Genomic DNA, 15,284 nt, shown 5'->3' with positions numbered 1-15,284 from the left:
CCGAGCCAGCAGCTCCGGCGCACCTGCACTCCGGCGCTCCGGCAGCAAAGGCTTCAGCAGTCGAGGTTCCAGTGGCAGGGCCTGACGTCCCGGACGCCGGGCAGGGCGGCGATCAGACCGCGCAGGGCCTCGGTCTCGGCGGGGGTGGCGAAGCGGTAGTAGACGGTGAGCACCCGGCCGGGCCGTCCGGACGGCTCGTCGAGGACGACGACCGTGGCGCCGTGGCCGAGGCCCGACCCGTCGTACCGCAGCGCGGGGGGTTCCGGGTCGGTGCGCAGCAGCGGGCTGTCCTCCCGGACGGTGGCGGTGAACGCGTCGGGCTGCGGGGCGGACGCGCGGTCCCCCCACTCGTCGAGGAGGAACCAGCCCGTGAGGCAGCAGGTCGCGACGGTGACCAGGACGCCGATGGCGAGCGGGACGAGGCGCGACCGGTCGGAGCGCCGCCCGGGGCGGGCCCGGCCGCCCGCGGCGACGAGCACGAGCGCGGCCGGGGTCAGGGTGAACATCCCGAGGATGGCGCCCCACAGCGAGAGCCCGAACACGAGCCAGCCGATGGTCAGGCAGAGCGTCCGGAACGTCCCCGCGTCCCGGAGGAACAGCGGCACGGCGATCAGCAGCACACAGACCAGTACCAGGAACCCGACACCGTTCGCCGCCCCGAACGTGAGGACCCCCCACCCCACCGCAGGCGCACTGCACAGAACCGCCAGCCGGGCCAGCACCCGCGCCGCCCCGGGCACCGGGCGCTCCTCCTCGGAGTCCGCCACTCCCCCACCCCCACATTGAACGCGTTCAAATATGACGGGAAGAACGTACCAGAACCATCCACCGCGCACCGGCGGCCGGCCGGAGGAAAATCGCGGTCCGCGCGGTGGGCGCTGCGGCACAATCCCAGGATGATCGGCAACCGGATCACCCATCGCACGGCGGACGGCGTCCGCGTACCCGGCACCTGGCGCCACGCCTTCATCCGCAACGGCGGCCACTACTTCCTCACCGACCTGTTCGTCTATGCCGACGGGCTCATCGACTGCTGGGGTCTGGTCACCGTCGAGGAGTTCGAGGAGAAGCTGCGCACCGGCTGGGTGGCCACCGGCTTCCCCGAGGGCGGTGAGGCCTCCGCGCACGAGCTCGCGGACTGGAAGTTCGGCGAGCCGGAGAGCTGGATCACGCCCGAGTCGCTGGTCGCCGAAGTCCGGGACACCATCGACCGGTTGAACGGCCGACCCGATTCGACCGGCCGCTGCCTGGCCGCCGTCGAGGTCTTCCTCGCCGACCGGACCGAGGAGAACCGGTCCGCGGCCCGCGCCGCCTTCCTCGCGATCCCGGAGACGCAGCGCCGCTACGCGCTGGGCGACATGGACAGCAAGGACCGGCCGCTACGGGTCCTGGTGGCCGGCCCCGGCGGCCGGACCTACCTGCCGTTCGACGGCACCGTCACGCAGGAGGCCTACGACGGCGCCCTCGCGTACTTCGCGGAACGGGCCCGGTGGACGGCCGAGCGGTCCGAACGCGTCCCCGCGGACGGACCGGCGACCCCGCACGCCCCGGCGGTCCACCTCGCGCAGACGTTCTCCGCGGAGCCGGTGGACGATCCCGGCCGGCGCGGCCTGCGTCACGACTACCCGGCCCCGATCACGGTCGCCGGGGCGGACTACCCCTCCGTCGCCCACGCCTACTGGGCCCGGTCGGTCGCCGACCCCGAGGCCCGGCACGCGATCGCGACGGCGCGGACCGCCGCCGCGGCGCGCACGCTCGCGGCCGGGGCCCCTCGCCGCGCGGGCTGGGAGCACGCCCGCACCGCCGTCATGGCCGAGCTGCTGCGCGCCAAGTACGACCAGCACCCCGAACTGGCCGAAGTCCTGCTGGCGACGGACGACGCCACCGTGATCTACGACGACATGGACTCGCTCTTCTGGGGCGACAACGCGGGCCGGGGCCGCAACTGGTCCGGGCGCCTCCTCGAACTCGTCCGCTCCGAACTGCACGCCCGACGCACCGGCACGGCCGGAGCATGAGCGCACCGCGGGCGCGGTCGCGCCGACACCGGTCCCGCCGAAAACGCGTGCGTCCCTCGCCCCCCGTACGGGCACGATCGGCCGGCGGACCTCCCCCTGCTGCCGGCCGCCGCCGGACTCGCCCTCCGAAATTCTCGTGCCCTCCCGCCGGGTCGTCTGCCATCCTCGGGCGCGTGCCAGCTCGTAACCGCCGCCTGCCGCGGCACCTGTCATGGCCGCTCACCTCGACGGACATCGCTTCCGCCCTCGGCGAGCCGCCGTCCGACGCCCTCCGGCTCAGCTTCTTCGACCACCACTGGACGGACGGGACGCTCCTCAAGGCGGACTGGGTGCCGCCGATCGGCTCGAACCACGGCGCCGGACTGCCTCCCGACTGGTGGTCCAGCGTCTTCATCACCGTTGCCCCCGTCCCGGGCGGCGAACGAGCCACCACCCGCCGGATCCTGCGCGAGCAGGCGCTCCCCGAACTCCGGCGGTGGATCGACGACGCCCGCCACCGGTCGCAGGCGTGGGCGCTGAGCAGGCACAGCATCTCCTGGCGGCTCGCCGGCCGGTCCCTGCACCTCAGCCACGACGGACGGCCCTACCGGCCGGTCGAGCCCCTCGGCCCGTGATGCGGTCGACGGTCGGCCCGCCTCAGCTGCCGGGCGTGCACATGAGACGGGCGGCCTGCTGCTGGGCCGCGCCCTGGGGATCGGCGCAGTTCACCGTGCCGCCCAGGGGGAAGTCCGGCCAGAAGCTGGTGACGGTGCCCACGGCGTCGCGCCCTGCGGCCGGGCCGGGGCAGCTGCGGACGAAGGAACTGGTGACGACCTGGTTGGCGGCGTAGCGGACGTACCGGCCGGGTGGGACATTGAGCCGCTCGACCGAGTCCTGGTAGGGCGTCAACGCCGTGCCGTACTGCGGCAGGCCGGCGCGGGCGGTCGGCTGGGCGAGGAACGCGGCGTACGCCCGGCGGGCGTCCACCTCGCCCGCGCTCGATGCCGCGGTCGCGGTGAGCGGTTGGACGGGCAGTGCGGCGGGGTACTCCAGCCGCCCTCCCCCGGGGGCCGTGACGGTGGCGGACGGGGTGACGTACGTGAGCGCCTCCGTCTCCACGGCCGGGGTGAAGGTGTAGACGCAGTCGCTCGGCCCAGCCGTCGACGCGGCGGGGGACGGCGCGGGCGGCACCGCCCCGCGATCCGGCGCACTGCAACCGGCCGCGGCCAGTGCCAACACGACGGCCCCCGCACACCGGACGAGACGGTTGTTCTCCAACTCTCCCCCTTGGATCCCCACTTCGGTCCACCGGAGCATGACGCAACACCGATGCGGCGGACAGCCCCCGTGATCATGTCGGTACCGAACACGAACAGCCCGGTCGCAAACGACCCCGACGGCAGGACCGGGCAGGCGAGCGGGCAGAGCCGGACGTCTCAGGGCGCGGTGGCCGAACTTCGATGAGCCGGGTCGGACTTCGGCGAGACGGGTCAACTGACCTTTGACAGGTGGCCTTGACCGATTGCCGAGTGATCTTGACCGGTCGAGCCGATCTGCGACCTGGTTGCGCATCAGGGCGTCGCGACAGGGTCGGTCAGGGCTGCCGAATTGCCGTCTCGCGCCGTTCGAGCCACTCCAGGTACCAGGTGCCGAAGGTGCGGCGGCGTCCGTGCCCGTCAACGTACGGCTCGAAAGCAGGATGGACGGCGCAGTCACGGCCCCGGAGCTCTCCGCGGTGCGGGCCGACCACGATGAGCCAGCCGGTCGTGCCGCATCCGTTGTCGCTGATGTGGATCGCGCCCCGCCCGCGTTCCAGGTGCCAGATCTCGTCGCCGGAGTCGCCGGATGCCCCACGGTAGTCTCCGAGGTAGTCGTGGTCATCGTCGCGGACGGTGGGCTCGCGGCCTGCGGCGCGGATGGTCGCCATCTGCCGTTCCACCCAGTCCTCCGTCTCAGCGAAGTTCGACCGTGGCGCTCTGACTAGAACGGGGCTCCACACTGAACCCGTCCGTAGTGGCCCAGGGATCGTCCGGCTCCCGCCGCTCCGCCGCCTCCCGTTCGCGTTCCCTCTCCCGGCGTTCGGCGGCGGCGCGGCTCTCGGCGATCGTGGGGATGGCGTCGAGGGCCTCGGCCGGGCGGCCGTGCCTGATCAGCATGTCGGGCAAGTCGTGGTGGACCAGGTAGTGGGTGGAGGAGCGGAGCAGTGCGAGGGCTTCCTCAAGCCGTCCGTCGCGCTCCAGCAGTCGCGCCAGCGCGGGGTCCCACATGCCGGGCTCGCGCTCGTTGAGGGCGGTGGCCTCCGCGATGCCCTCCTTGTAGCGGCCGGCCTCACCCAGCAGCCAGAGCCGCAGGGAGCGGACGTGGTCCGGGTGCTCCCTGACGTATTCGTCGGTGCGCTCGTCAAGGAGTTCGAGTGCCCGGTCGGGTCGGCCGTCTTCGACGAGCAGTTCCAGTGCCCACTGGAGGAAGTTCCAGCAGTCGTAGTACTCGTAGGTGGGCCGGCCGATCTCGACGGCTTCGTCGACCCGCCCCTGGCGGACGAGCAGGCACATCAGCGCCGCCCGGTCCTTCGGGTGGTCGTGGGCCTCGATCCCGTCGCGCAGCACGGTCTCCGCCTCGTCTGCCCGCTCCGCGTCCTCCAGCGCCTTCGCGTACACGTCGAGGGCCGAGCGGTGGTCCTCGGCGGCCAGGGCCCCGAGTTCGTCGATCAGGCCCTGCCGGGCGAGGAGTTCCGCGTACTCCTTCGGGAAGTTGCCGGGGTGCCGCCGGCCCGAGGCCCTCGCGGCGCGCAGGACCTCGACGGCTTCGTCCGTGCGCCCGGTCCGCTCCAGCACCCGGGAGATCAGCAGCAGCACGTCCCACCGGTCCATCGGACCCGTTCCGCAGATCTCGCCGCACCGCTCGCACCCCGCGCTCTCGATGCGCTCCAGGCGCTCCTCCTCCCGCGTGAGCACGTCCAGGACCAGGTCGTCGCGTCCCTGCCCCTCGGTGATCTCGACCAGAAGGGAGCGGAGCCAGTACTTCCCGAGGTGGGGCGTGAGCACGTCGACAGCCTCCTCGACCCGGCCGACCTTCGCCAGGAGTTCGGAGTAGGGGGCGCACACGTGGCCGTCGCGCAGCTCGGCCGGATCCGGGCGCACCCTCGCGAGTGCCTCGTCGCCCTCGCCCCGGTGGATCATGATTTCGGCGGTGAGCCACTCGGCGGGCCGCCAGCCGATCTCCGTGAACGGACCCACCAGCGCCAGCGCCCGATCGCACTCCCCGGCCGCGCACAACTCCCGGGCCGCCGCCTGCGCGCAGTTCCAGTCCTCGCGCTCCCGTGCCGCCCGGGCCAGCAGCTCAACCTGCCCCAGGTCGAGGAGGGTCCGCACCATCCGCGGGTAGACGCCACCGTGGTGCCACGCCTGCCAGGAAAGATCGTCGATGTTCACGCGGGCACCCTGCGAACCGCCGCCGACAGCCTCCGCCCAACTGAAGCCAAGACGCTCCCGGCAGGTATCTGACCTACGACCTCAAGTTGCGATGAGACAAGTTCGCACCAGTCAAACTTCGTTGAGACAGATCAACCTTCGTTGAGACAGATCAGCCTTCGTTGAGACAGGTCAGGCCTTCCTCGCCGGCCGTGTCCGCCCTTCGGGCCGCCGTATAGCTTCCGATCGGTCGGTTGCTATATTCCAGGCCGTCGCCCCGGCACCGGCCGGGTGCCGTCGCGGAAGGGGAACGCCATGCCCGGAGTCCGGATCGCCGCTCTCGGCCACCACCAGCCCAGCCGGGTGCTCGGCAACGACGAGCTGGCGACGATGGTGGACACCAATGACGAGTGGATCCGGCGGCGCACCGGGATCGTGACCCGGCGGATCGCGGGGCCGGACGAGTCGGTGACCGACCTGGCGGCGGGGGCGGCCGCGAAGGCGCTGGCCGCGTCCGGGCTGGACCCGGCGGACATCGGGCAGGTCACGGTGGCGACCTGCAGCGCGGTGGACCGCTGCCCGTCGATCGCCGCGCAGGTCGCGGGCCGGCTGGGCATCCCGTCCGCCGTGGCGTTCGACCTGAACAACGGCTGCGCGGGCTTCTGCACCGCGCTGTCGGTAGCGAGCCACTCGCTGCTGGCGGGCGGGGCGAAGCACGCGCTGGTGATCGGCGCGGAGAAGATGTCGGACCTGGTCGACTGGACGGACCGGCGCAGCTGCATCCTGCTGGGCGACGGCGCGGGCGCGGCGGTGCTGTCGGCCACCGAGGGCGCGGAGAGCGGCATCGGCCCGGTGGTCTGGGGCTCGGACCCGTCGCGTTCCGGCGCGGTGCGGCTGCTGGACGCGTGGCACCCGCAGTTCGAGCAGGACGGTCAGGCGGTGTTCCGCTGGGCCACCACCGAGCTGCCCGCGCTGGCCGAGCAGGCGTGCCGGGCGGCCGGGCTGAGCCCGGCGGAGCTGGACGGGGTGGTGACCCACCAGGCGAACCTGCGGATCATCGAGTCGCTGGTGCAGAAGCTGGGCCTGTCCGAGGACGCGGTGATCGCCCGGGACGTGGTGGACTCCGGCAACACCTCGGCGGCCTCCGTCCCGCTGGCGCTGGCGAAGCTGGTGGAGCGCGGCGAGCTGCGTTCCGGTGCCCGGGTGCTGCTGTTCGCGTTCGGCGGCGGCCTGTCCTGGGCCGGCCAGGTGGTCACCTGCCCGTGAGGCCGGGCGGCCGTCCGGACCGGCGGCCACCCGGACCGGCGGCCACCCGTCCGGCCCGGTCGGCCGGGCCGGGGGCGCGTCAGCAGTCGCGGTGGCAGACCACGGTGATCGCGATGCTCTCCGGCGGCGGCGGGGAGTCGAGGTAGGGGGCGATCCAACCGGCCGCGCCGTTGAGGACGCCGTCCTCGAAGACGCCGGTCATGTGCCAGCGCTGGTCGGGGGCGAGCGGGCTGCCGTCCCCGTCGGTGATCCTGGCGCCGTCGGCCGTCCACCCGTGCGGGCAGCGCACCTCGACGCCGCTCGGGGAGCCGACGGCGGTGACCGTCTCGGTGTCGGCGTCGACGGCGGCCGCCGGGGCCGCCGTCACCGCCGCCAGAGCCGCCAGGGCTGCCGTCAGGGCCGCCGCCGCCAGGGCGGTGCCCGCCGGTCGTCCGCGCATGGGAGTCCTTCCGTCGCTCGCGCCCCCGTCCGTACGGGGACGATCGACCCGGATCATCTCCGTCACGCAGCGTGGTGTCACGGGCGCGCGGGGCGACCACTCGTTCGGCCGGAGCGCGGGAGCGAACCGCGGTGCGCGCCCGAGCTTTGCCCGCGGTGATCGAGTACGGGCAAGATAGCGGGGTGACCCTCCTGGACCTGATGCCGAAGCCCGCCACGCCCGACTCGCTGTTCGAGACCTTCGCCGAGTGGGCGTCGGAGCGCGGCATCACCCTCTACCCCGCCCAGGAGGAGGCGCTGATCGAGCTGGTCTCCGGGAACAACGTGATCCTGGCGACGCCGACCGGGTCGGGCAAGTCCCTGGTCGCGGCGGGCGCGCACTTCGCCGCGCTGGCCGAGGGCAAGCGGACGTTCTACACCGCGCCGATCAAGGCCCTGGTGTCGGAGAAGTTCTTCGACCTGTGCAAGATCTTCGGCACCGAGCAGGTCGGCATGATGACCGGCGACGCCTCGGTGAACCCGACCGCGCCGATCATCTGCTGCACCGCCGAGGTGCTGGCGCAGATCGCCCTGCACGACGGCCCGCGCGCCGACATCGGCCAGGTCGTGATGGACGAGTTCCACTTCTACGCCGAGCCGGACCGCGGCTGGGCCTGGCAGATCCCGATCCTCGAACTCCCGCAGGTGCAGTTCCTGCTGATGTCGGCGACGCTCGGCGACGTCCGCCGCTTCGAGGAGGACCTGACCCGCCGCACCGGCCGCCCGACCACGGCGGTGCGCTCGGCGACGCGTCCGGTGCCGCTGTTCTACGAGTACCGGCGCACCAACCTGCACGACACGCTGGAGGAGCTGCTGACCACCGGCCAGGCGCCGGTGTACGTCGTGCACTTCACCCAGAAGGAGGCGGTGGAGCGGGCGCAGTCGCTGATGAGCATCAACATGTGCTCGAAGCAGGAGAAGGACGCGATCGCCTCGCTGATCGGCAACTTCCGCTTCACCACCAAGTTCGGCCGCAACCTGTCCCGGTACGTGCGGCACGGCATCGGCGTGCACCACGCGGGCATGCTGCCCAAGTACCGCCGCCTGGTGGAGCGGCTGGCGCAGGCCGGCCTGCTGAAGGTGATCTGCGGCACCGACACCCTCGGCGTGGGCGTCAACGTGCCGATCCGCACCGTGCTGTTCACCGCGCTGTCCAAGTACGACGGGCAGCGGGTGCGCATCCTGCGGGCCCGCGAGTTCCACCAGATCGCCGGGCGGGCGGGCCGGGCCGGGTTCGACACCGTCGGCCAGGTGGTGGCGCAGGCGCCGGAGCACGTGGTGGAGAACGACCGGGCGCTGGCCAAGGCCGGGGACGACCCGAAGAAGCGCAAGAAGGTGGTCCGCAAGAAGGCCCCGGACGGCTTCGTGTCCTGGACCGAGGAGACCTTCGAGCGCCTGATCGGGGCCGACCCGGAGCCGCTGGTCTCCCGCTTCAAGGTCAGCCACGCGATGCTGCTGTCGGTGATCGGCCGCCCGGGCAACGCCTTCGAGGCGATGCGCAAGCTGCTGACCGACAACCACGAGGACCGCGCCGCCCAGCGCCGCCACATCCGCACCGCGATCGCCATCTACCGCTCGCTGCGGGAGGGCGGCGTGGTCGAGCAGTTCGACGAGCCGGACGCCGAGGGCCGGATCGCCCGGCTGACCCTCGACCTCCAGGAGAACTTCGCGCTCAACCAGCCGCTGTCCACCTTCGCGCTGGCCGCCTTCGAGCTGCTCGACCCGGAGTCGCCCTCGTACGCCCTCGACGTGGTCTCGGTGGTGGAGGCCACCCTCGACGACCCGCGGCAGATCCTCGCCTCGCAGGAGAACAAGGCCCGCGGCGAGGCCGTGGCCGAGATGAAGCGCGACGGGATCGAGTACGAGGAGCGGATGAACCGGCTCCAGGAGATCAGCTACCCGAAGCCGCTGGAGGAGGAGCTCGGCAACGCCTACGAGGTGTACCGCCGGGCGCACCCGTGGATCGGCGACCACCCGCTGCGGCCGAAGTCCGTGGTGCGCGACCTGTACGAGCGCGCGATGACCTTCACCGACTACGTGGGCTTCTACGAGCTGGCCCGCACCGAGGGCATCGTGCTGCGCTACCTGGCGGGCGCGTTCAAGGCGCTGGAGCAGACCGTCCCGGACGACATCAAGACCGACGACCTGAAGGACGTCATCGCCTGGCTGGGCGAACTGGTCCGCCAGGTCGACTCCTCGCTGCTGGACGAGTGGGAGGCGCTGGCCAACCCGACCGAGCCGGAGGCCGCCGAAGTCCGCCTGGACGACAAGCCCGCCCCCGTCACGGCCAACGCCCGGGCCTTCCGCGTCCTGGTCCGCAACGAGCTCTTCCGCCGGGTCGAGCTGTGCGCCCTGGAGCACTACGACGCGCTGGCCGAGCTCGACGGCGAGGACGGCTGGAACGCCGACCGCTGGGCCGACGCCATGGACGGCTACTGGGAGGAGTACGACGACCTCTTCACCGGCCCGAACGCGCGCGGCCCCAAGATGCTGCTGATCGAGGAGGTCGAGGACGAGGGCCTGTGGCGCGTCCGCCAGATCTTCGACGACCCGAACGGCGACCACGACTGGGGCATCTCCGCCGAGGTCGACCTCTACGGCTCCGACGAGGAGGGCCGCGCCGTCGTCAAGGTCACCTCGGTGGGCGCGCACTGACGGCAGGCGTTCAGGCCCCCGGCTGCTGCTCCGCGTAGTGCGCGAGGTACGCCAGCAGCCGGGGGTCCTGCGGCTCGTCGCCGTCCAGGTAGGCCCGGCAGATCCGGCTCTCCACCCAGTAGCGGTGGGCGAACTCCTCGAACGAGCGGGCGCACCAGTGGATCGCCGCCGGGTCGGACAGCTCCTCCCGCGGTTCCTCGCCGTCCTCGATCCACTCGAACTCGGACTCGTAGTCGAGCCACGAGTGGACCACGAAGACCTCGCCGCCCGGCCGCAGGTACAGGTACCAGATCACGCAGTCCTGCTGGTCGCGGAAGAAGCGGACCAGGTGGGCGCCGGGCTCGACCGGGCTGGGCAGCGGCGCCGAGAAGTCCTGCCAACCGCCGGTCGGTGACACGCTGTCGAGTTCCCGGAGCAGCCGCGCGTCGCGGTGGTAGGTCAGGAAGTCCGCCGGCAGCGCCAGCCCGAGGGCGGCCACCGCCCGTTCCAGGCCGGCGAGTTCGGCCGCCTGCCCGGACGGCTCGCCGCTCGGGCCGCCCAGCCAGTCGAACGCCCCGGTGAACAGCGCGGCGTCGAGCGGAGGCACGCTGTCGTACGGGTAGCGCTCGTAGGTGTAGGCGCAGTCCCGGTACGGGCCGAGATCGGTGTTGCACCAACTGGCTTCGAAGCGGACGGTCATCGGGGCCTCTGCGGTTCGGCGGGGTGTCGGTGTCCCGCGCAGGCTAGCGGCCCGCACCGACACCCCGGTGCGTGCCCGTACGATGGGGCGGTGGAGGAGTGGGAGCGGGTGCCGTCGGGGGTTCGGGAGCGGTTCGGCGTTCGGTTCGGGGCGCAGGTGGCCGGGTGGTGGGACGAACTTCCCGGCCTGGTGGGTGAGTTGGCCGGGCGGTGGGGGCTGGAGGTGGTCTCGGCGGGTGGGGGCGGTACCTCGCGGGTGTTCCGGTGCGTGCGGGGTGGTGCGGTGGTGTGGCTGAAGCTGACGCCGGAGCCCGCGATCGCCCGGGAGGAGGCCGAGGCGCTGCGGCGCTGGGCGGCGGTGCCGTCGGTCGTCGCGCTGCTCGCGGCGGACCTCCCGGCCGGGGCCCTGCTGCTGGCGGACGTCCGGCCCGGTACGACGCTGCGGGAGCTGGGCTGGAGCCTGCCGGAGGTCGCCGCCCTGCTGCGGGACCTGCGCGTCCCCGGCGGCCCGGGGGCGGACTCGGTGCTGCGGCCGCTCGCGCACCGGGTCGGTTTCGTCTTCGACCTGGCCGAGCGCCGGGGCCGGACCGGTCTGGCCGAACACCGGGCGGCGGCACTGGAGTTGGCCGCCTCCGGCCCGGTCGGGCTGGTGCACGGGGACCTGCACCCGTCGAACGTGCTGGCCGGCCCGGGCGGCCGCCCGGTGGCGATCGACCCGCGGCCGTCCTGGGGCGACCCGGACTTCGACGCGGTCGACTGGGTGCTGACCGGCCCGGGCGGCCTGGAGCGGCGGATCGCCGACCTGGCCGCGCTCGTCCCCGGCCTCTCCCCCGAGCGTCTGCACGCCTGGTGCCGGGCCCTGGCGCCGCTCACCGGCTGAGGCCGGCTCACGGCTCAGTGCCGGTGCCCGGCCGTCCCGGGCAGGGTGCGCGGGACGGTGTCCTCGGTGCCCGGTTCGACCAGGACGAACTGGCCCATCATGCCGGAGTCCTCGTGCCGCAGGATGTGGCAGTGGTACATGTACGGCGTGGTCGGGTCGGTGGTGGTGCCGAAGCGGACGGCGAGCCGGACGGTGCTCCTGCCCGGGACGAACACGGTGTCCTTGGGGCCGCCCGCGTACCCGGGCGCCGGTCTGCCGTCGGCGCCCAGGAGCTGGAACCCGGCTTCGTGCAGGTGGAAGTTGTGGGAGTAGACGTTGTTGCGGACCTCCCAGATCTCGACGGCCCCGGCCGGGACGACCTCGTCGATCCGGGACAGGTCCATCGGCTCGCCGTTGATCGCGTCGTGCCCGTTCAGCGTGAAGCGGCGCACCTTCGCCCCGGCCGGGACGGCGATCGGGGTGAACGCCGAGAGGACGGCGGGCAGGGCCGGGGAGGGGGCGGGCCGGGCGGTGGCGACGAAGCGGATCAGGTCGAGGTCGCCCGCGGCGAGGTCCGTGCCGTCGTCCAGGGTGCGCAGCAGGACGTCCTCGCCGGGGGCGAAGGCGACCACGACCTCGGCGCGTTCGCCGGGGCTCAGCGGGAGGAGGTCGGTCTCGACCGGCGCGGCGAGCAGTCCGCCGTCGGTGCCCACCACGTGGAAGCGGCGGCGGTCGGCGAAGGCCAGGCGGTACAGGCGGGCGTTGGAGCCGTTCAGCACCCGCAGCCGGACGCGTTCGGTGCCGACGTCGAAGCGCGGGTTGTGGGTGCCGTTGACCAGGACGTGGTCGCCGAGGATGCCGAAGGTGCCCTTGAGCGGGTCGCCGTCGAGCGCGCCGTCGGCGGTGAACTTCTTGTCCTGGAGGATCAGCGGGACGTCGTCCACGCCGTAGGCGGCGGGCAGTCCGGCGTCGTGGTCGTCGTCGAGGAGGAACAGCCCGGCCAGGCCGCGGTAGACGTGCCGGGCAGTGGCCCCGTGCGGGTGCGGGTGGTACCAGGTGGTGGCGGCGGGCTGGTCGACCGTCCAGGCCGGGGACCAGGCCCCGCCGGGGGCGATCGGCTGGTGCGGGCCGCCGTCCATCGCGGCGGGCAGCCGCATGCCGTGCCAGTGCACGGTGCTGGCCTCCGGGAGGGTGTTGCGGACGGTCACCGCGACCCGGTCGCCGCGGCTCGCCCGCAGGGTGGGGCCGAGGAAGGGCCCGTTGAAGCCCCAGGTGTCGGTCGGCTTCCCGGGCAGCAGTTCGGAGCGGCCCGCCAGCATGGTCAGTTCGTAGCGCCGCACGCCGTCGGCGTCCGGCTCGGGGTGCAGCAGCGGCGGGATGCGCAGCGGGACGGACGGGCCGAGCGGCGGCGCCGGGCGCCGGTCGGGGCCCGATCCGGCGCCGGAACCGCAGCCGGAGAGCAGGCCCGCGGTGCCGGCCAGGCCGGAGAGGGCCGTGAGGGTGAGGAAGGCTCGTCGGTTCACGATCCGTCACCGTAGCCGCGCGGCACCGCCGACCCGGCGGTTCTCGGGGGTGGTTCAGGGCCGTCCGGGGGACGGATCGGGGCCGCCCCCGGTGCGGTGCGCGGCGGCGAAGGCGCGGCGGGCCCGGCTGCCGGGCGGGGCCAGGCAGGCGAAGACGTACCGGCCGGGTTCGGGGAGCGCGAGGACGGTGTACTCCAGCACCTCGGTGTCCAGCTCGGGGTGGCGCACGTGCAGGCGGCCGGGGCGCGGCGGGCCGGCCCGGTGCTGCGACCAGAGCGCGGCGAAGGCCGGGCTGGCCGCGGAGAACCGGCCGACCAGGTCGGCCAGCGCCCGGTCGGCGGGGCGGTCGGCGTGGTGGGCCCGCAGCGAGGCGACCAGGTCGGCGCCGATCGACCGCTCGGGGGCGTGGTTGTCGGCGCTGCGCGAGCCGTACGGGCAGCAGAACACCTGCCAGAGCAGGTTCCGCTCGTGCGGGGGACGCCGGGCGGGCTCGGCCATCAGCAGGGCGGCGGGGCGGTTCCAGGCCAGCAGGTCGAAGGTCGGGCCGGTGACGAACGCCGGTGCGGCGTCCAGGGTGTCGAGCAGCGCCAGGGTGCTCGCGGAGACCGCCTCCCGCCGGGGGCCGGGCGCGGGCGTCCGGGGGTGGCGGTGGGCGGCCAGCCGGTGCAGGTAGGCCCGTTCGGCGTCGGCGAGGTGCAGGGCGTCGGCGATCCCGTCCAGCACCGGCCCGGTCGGCACCCGCTGGCGCCCCTGCTCCAGCCGGGCGTAGTAGTCCGGCGAGATCCCGGCCCGGGCCGCGACCTCCTCGCGCCGCAGCCCGGGCGTCCGCCGCCGTCCGGCCGCGGCCAGGCCGACGTCGGAGGGCACCAGCCGGGCACGGCGGGCGCGCAGGAACGCCCCCAGCGGAGTCTCGGGCATGCGCGCCACCCTGCCACAGCCGCCACCGCCCAGCCAGGACCTGCCGGGTCCCGGCTGCCGGTCCGCCCCGGCGGCCTCCCGCCCGGCCGGGACCGGCCGGGACCGGCCGGGTCCCGGATCGGCGGTCCCCGGTCGGGGTGGCCGCTGGTGGGGCGGGGCGGGAGCGGCGAGCCTCGGGGCATGGGACTTCTCGAGGACAAGGTCACGATCGTCACCGGCGCGGGACGCGGCATCGGGGCGGCGGCCGCCCGGCTGTTCGCGCGGGAGGGGGCGGCGCTGGTGCTGGCGGCGCGGAGCGGGGACGAGGTGGAGGCGCTGGCCGCCGAGCTGCGGGCGGGCGGGGCGCGGGCGGTGGCCGTGGCGGCGGACCTGACCACGGCGGCGGGCGCGGACCGGGTGGTGGACGTCGCGCTGGACGCGTACGGCCGGCTGGACGCGGCGTTCGACAACGCGGGCAACGGCCTGCCGCCCGCGCCGCTGGGCGAGCGCGCCGAGGAGGACTGGGACGGCGTCCACGCGCTGAACCTGCGCGGCACCTGGCTGTGCCTGCGGGCGCAGCTCGCGGCGCTGGTGGCGGGCGGGCGGGGCGGGTCGATCGTGGTCAACTCGGGGGTGGGGGCGCTGGTCGGCGGGTTCGGGGACGGGGTGCAGCAGGCCGCGAAGCACGGGCTGACCGGTCTGGTGCGGGCGGCGGTGCCGGACTACGCACCGCTCGGCATCCGGGTCAACGCGGTGGCGCCGGGCGTGGTGCGCACCCCGGGCACGGCGGACTTCTTCGCGCTCGGCCCGGCCTTCGCCGACCTGGTGGCCCGCTCGACGCCGCTGGGCCGCCCGGCCCGGGACGAGGAGGTCGCCGAGGCCGCGGCCTGGCTGCTCAGCGACCGCGCCTCGTACGTGACGGGCGTGACGCTGCCGGTGGACGGCGGGATCACCGCGACCCGCCGCTTCGACTGACCGCCGGGGCGCGGTGACGGCCCGTCAGCGTCCGTTCCCGAGCCGGTCGGCGACGGCGCGGGCGCAGGCGGCGGGCGGGCGCGGGCGCAGGCGGCGGGCGGGGTGCGGGTGGTGTCGACCACCAGGTCAGGGTGGACGCGTTCGGCCTGATCAGCGGCCGGGCCGGCGGTGCGGTCGGCGCGGGCCGACGTGCGGGCGGCGGCGACGGCGGGGTCGCGACGGACGGCCGCCCGGAGCACGTCCAGCCCGTGCAGGGCCTCGCGCCGACGCTGCCGGGAGGCGGGGCCGGCGCGGAACGCGCCGTCGACGAGGACGGGGGCGCCGGCCCGGGCGGTGGCGGCCACGCCGGTCGTCCGGGCGGTGGCGGCCACGCCGGTCGTCCGGGCGGTGGCGGCCACGCGCCGAGGTCGAGTCCTTCGGCGGCCGGGGGCACCGCCTCGATCAGGCCGTCGGTGCCGATGAGCGGCCGGGGCTCCGGCCGGAGGTTCCGGAGCGCTCGCGCGAGGGTGCTCCTGCCGCTGCTGGAAGCGCCGTCGAGCACGGCGCC

14 protein-coding genes and 2 pseudogenes are annotated in these 15,284 nt (G+C 74.2%); 6 read left to right on the top strand and 10 right to left on the bottom strand.

The window, feature by feature from the left end; all coding sequences use genetic code 11:
- Nucleotides 1–53 precede the first annotated feature (53 nt).
- Nucleotides 54–767 (bottom strand): hypothetical protein, encoded by a 714-nt coding sequence (locus tag HUT16_RS33815; RefSeq protein ID WP_176191811.1) that lies wholly within the window; start codon nt 765–767, stop codon nt 54–56.
- A gap of 129 nt (nt 768–896) precedes the next feature.
- On the opposite strand from HUT16_RS33815, the gene HUT16_RS33810 reads away from it, so the two are divergent.
- Nucleotides 897–2,018: an NADAR family protein gene (locus tag HUT16_RS33810; RefSeq protein WP_176191810.1), complete on the top strand. Its 1,122-nt coding sequence runs from the start codon at nt 897–899 to the stop codon at nt 2,016–2,018.
- Nucleotides 2,019–2,191: 173 nt separating this feature from the next.
- Complete coding sequence (locus HUT16_RS33805; protein WP_176191809.1) at nt 2,192–2,632, top strand: hypothetical protein; 441 nt, start codon at nt 2,192–2,194, stop codon at nt 2,630–2,632.
- A 22-nt stretch (nt 2,633–2,654) separates the two neighbouring features.
- On the opposite strand, the gene HUT16_RS33800 is transcribed toward HUT16_RS33805, so the two are convergent.
- The 3 genes from HUT16_RS33800 to HUT16_RS33790 form a co-directional block, all read right to left on the bottom strand.
- The gene (locus HUT16_RS33800) at nt 2,655–3,188 is read right to left on the bottom strand and encodes a hypothetical protein (RefSeq protein WP_176191808.1); all 534 of its coding nucleotides are present in this window, start codon (nt 3,186–3,188) and stop codon (nt 2,655–2,657) included.
- A 403-nt stretch (nt 3,189–3,591) separates the two neighbouring features.
- A complete protein-coding gene (locus tag HUT16_RS33795; RefSeq protein ID WP_176191807.1) occupies nt 3,592–3,936 on the bottom strand; it encodes a hypothetical protein in 345 nt (114 codons plus the stop codon).
- A 13-nt stretch (nt 3,937–3,949) separates the two neighbouring features.
- Nucleotides 3,950–5,428: a lipopolysaccharide assembly protein LapB gene (locus HUT16_RS33790; RefSeq protein ID WP_176191806.1), complete on the bottom strand. Its 1,479-nt coding sequence runs from the start codon at nt 5,426–5,428 to the stop codon at nt 3,950–3,952.
- A 294-nt stretch (nt 5,429–5,722) separates the two neighbouring features.
- Between HUT16_RS33790 and HUT16_RS33785 the strand changes: the two genes are divergently transcribed.
- Nucleotides 5,723–6,673 carry a beta-ketoacyl-ACP synthase III gene (locus HUT16_RS33785; RefSeq protein WP_176191805.1) on the top strand — a complete coding sequence of 317 codons (951 nt, stop codon included), beginning with the start codon at nt 5,723–5,725 and terminating at the stop codon, nt 6,671–6,673.
- Between the two features lie 79 nt (nt 6,674–6,752).
- Here the strand turns inward: HUT16_RS33785 and HUT16_RS33780 are convergent, their stop codons facing one another.
- A complete protein-coding gene (locus tag HUT16_RS33780; RefSeq protein ID WP_176184182.1) occupies nt 6,753–7,112 on the bottom strand; it encodes a hypothetical protein in 360 nt (119 codons plus the stop codon).
- A 182-nt stretch (nt 7,113–7,294) separates the two neighbouring features.
- On the opposite strand from HUT16_RS33780, the gene HUT16_RS33775 reads away from it, so the two are divergent.
- Nucleotides 7,295–9,805 carry an RNA helicase gene (locus HUT16_RS33775; RefSeq protein ID WP_176191804.1) on the top strand — a complete coding sequence of 837 codons (2,511 nt, stop codon included), beginning with the start codon at nt 7,295–7,297 and terminating at the stop codon, nt 9,803–9,805.
- Between the two features lie 10 nt (nt 9,806–9,815).
- Here HUT16_RS33775 and HUT16_RS33770 read toward each other — a convergent pair whose 3' ends face one another.
- Entirely contained in the window at nt 9,816–10,484 is a 669-nt protein-coding gene (locus HUT16_RS33770) for a hypothetical protein (RefSeq protein WP_254898122.1), read from the bottom strand.
- A gap of 90 nt (nt 10,485–10,574) precedes the next feature.
- Between HUT16_RS33770 and HUT16_RS33765 the strand changes: the two genes are divergently transcribed.
- Complete coding sequence (locus HUT16_RS33765) at nt 10,575–11,363, top strand: aminoglycoside phosphotransferase family protein (protein ID WP_176191802.1); 789 nt, start codon at nt 10,575–10,577, stop codon at nt 11,361–11,363.
- Nucleotides 11,364–11,377: 14 nt separating this feature from the next.
- Here the strand turns inward: HUT16_RS33765 and HUT16_RS33760 are convergent, their stop codons facing one another.
- Nucleotides 11,378–12,865 carry a multicopper oxidase family protein gene (locus tag HUT16_RS33760; RefSeq protein WP_176191801.1) on the bottom strand — a complete coding sequence of 496 codons (1,488 nt, stop codon included), beginning with the start codon at nt 12,863–12,865 and terminating at the stop codon, nt 11,378–11,380.
- A gap of 54 nt (nt 12,866–12,919) precedes the next feature.
- Nucleotides 12,920–13,783, bottom strand: coding sequence for a helix-turn-helix transcriptional regulator (locus HUT16_RS33755; RefSeq protein ID WP_176191800.1), 864 nt, complete (start codon nt 13,781–13,783; stop codon nt 12,920–12,922).
- 180 nt (nt 13,784–13,963) lie between these two features.
- Between HUT16_RS33755 and HUT16_RS33750 the strand changes: the two genes are divergently transcribed.
- A complete protein-coding gene (locus tag HUT16_RS33750) occupies nt 13,964–14,737 on the top strand; it encodes an SDR family NAD(P)-dependent oxidoreductase (protein WP_176191799.1) in 774 nt (257 codons plus the stop codon).
- Nucleotides 14,738–14,874: 137 nt separating this feature from the next.
- Here the strand turns inward: HUT16_RS33750 and HUT16_RS38895 are convergent.
- Both HUT16_RS38895 and HUT16_RS38890 read right to left on the bottom strand, forming a co-directional pair.
- A pseudogene (locus HUT16_RS38895) lies at nt 14,875–15,081 on the bottom strand (chemotaxis protein); the annotation flags it as partial.
- A 131-nt stretch (nt 15,082–15,212) separates the two neighbouring features.
- Nucleotides 15,213–15,278, bottom strand: a pseudogene (locus tag HUT16_RS38890) (hypothetical protein); the annotation flags it as partial.
- Between the last annotated feature and the right edge of the window lie 6 nt (nt 15,279–15,284).

The sequence above is a fragment of the Kitasatospora sp. NA04385 genome, assembly GCF_013364235.1.
Taxonomy (GTDB): domain Bacteria; phylum Actinomycetota; class Actinomycetes; order Streptomycetales; family Streptomycetaceae; genus Kitasatospora.
The sequence above is the reverse complement of the archived record's forward strand: the minus strand, read 5'-3'. Positions and strand labels throughout refer to the sequence as shown.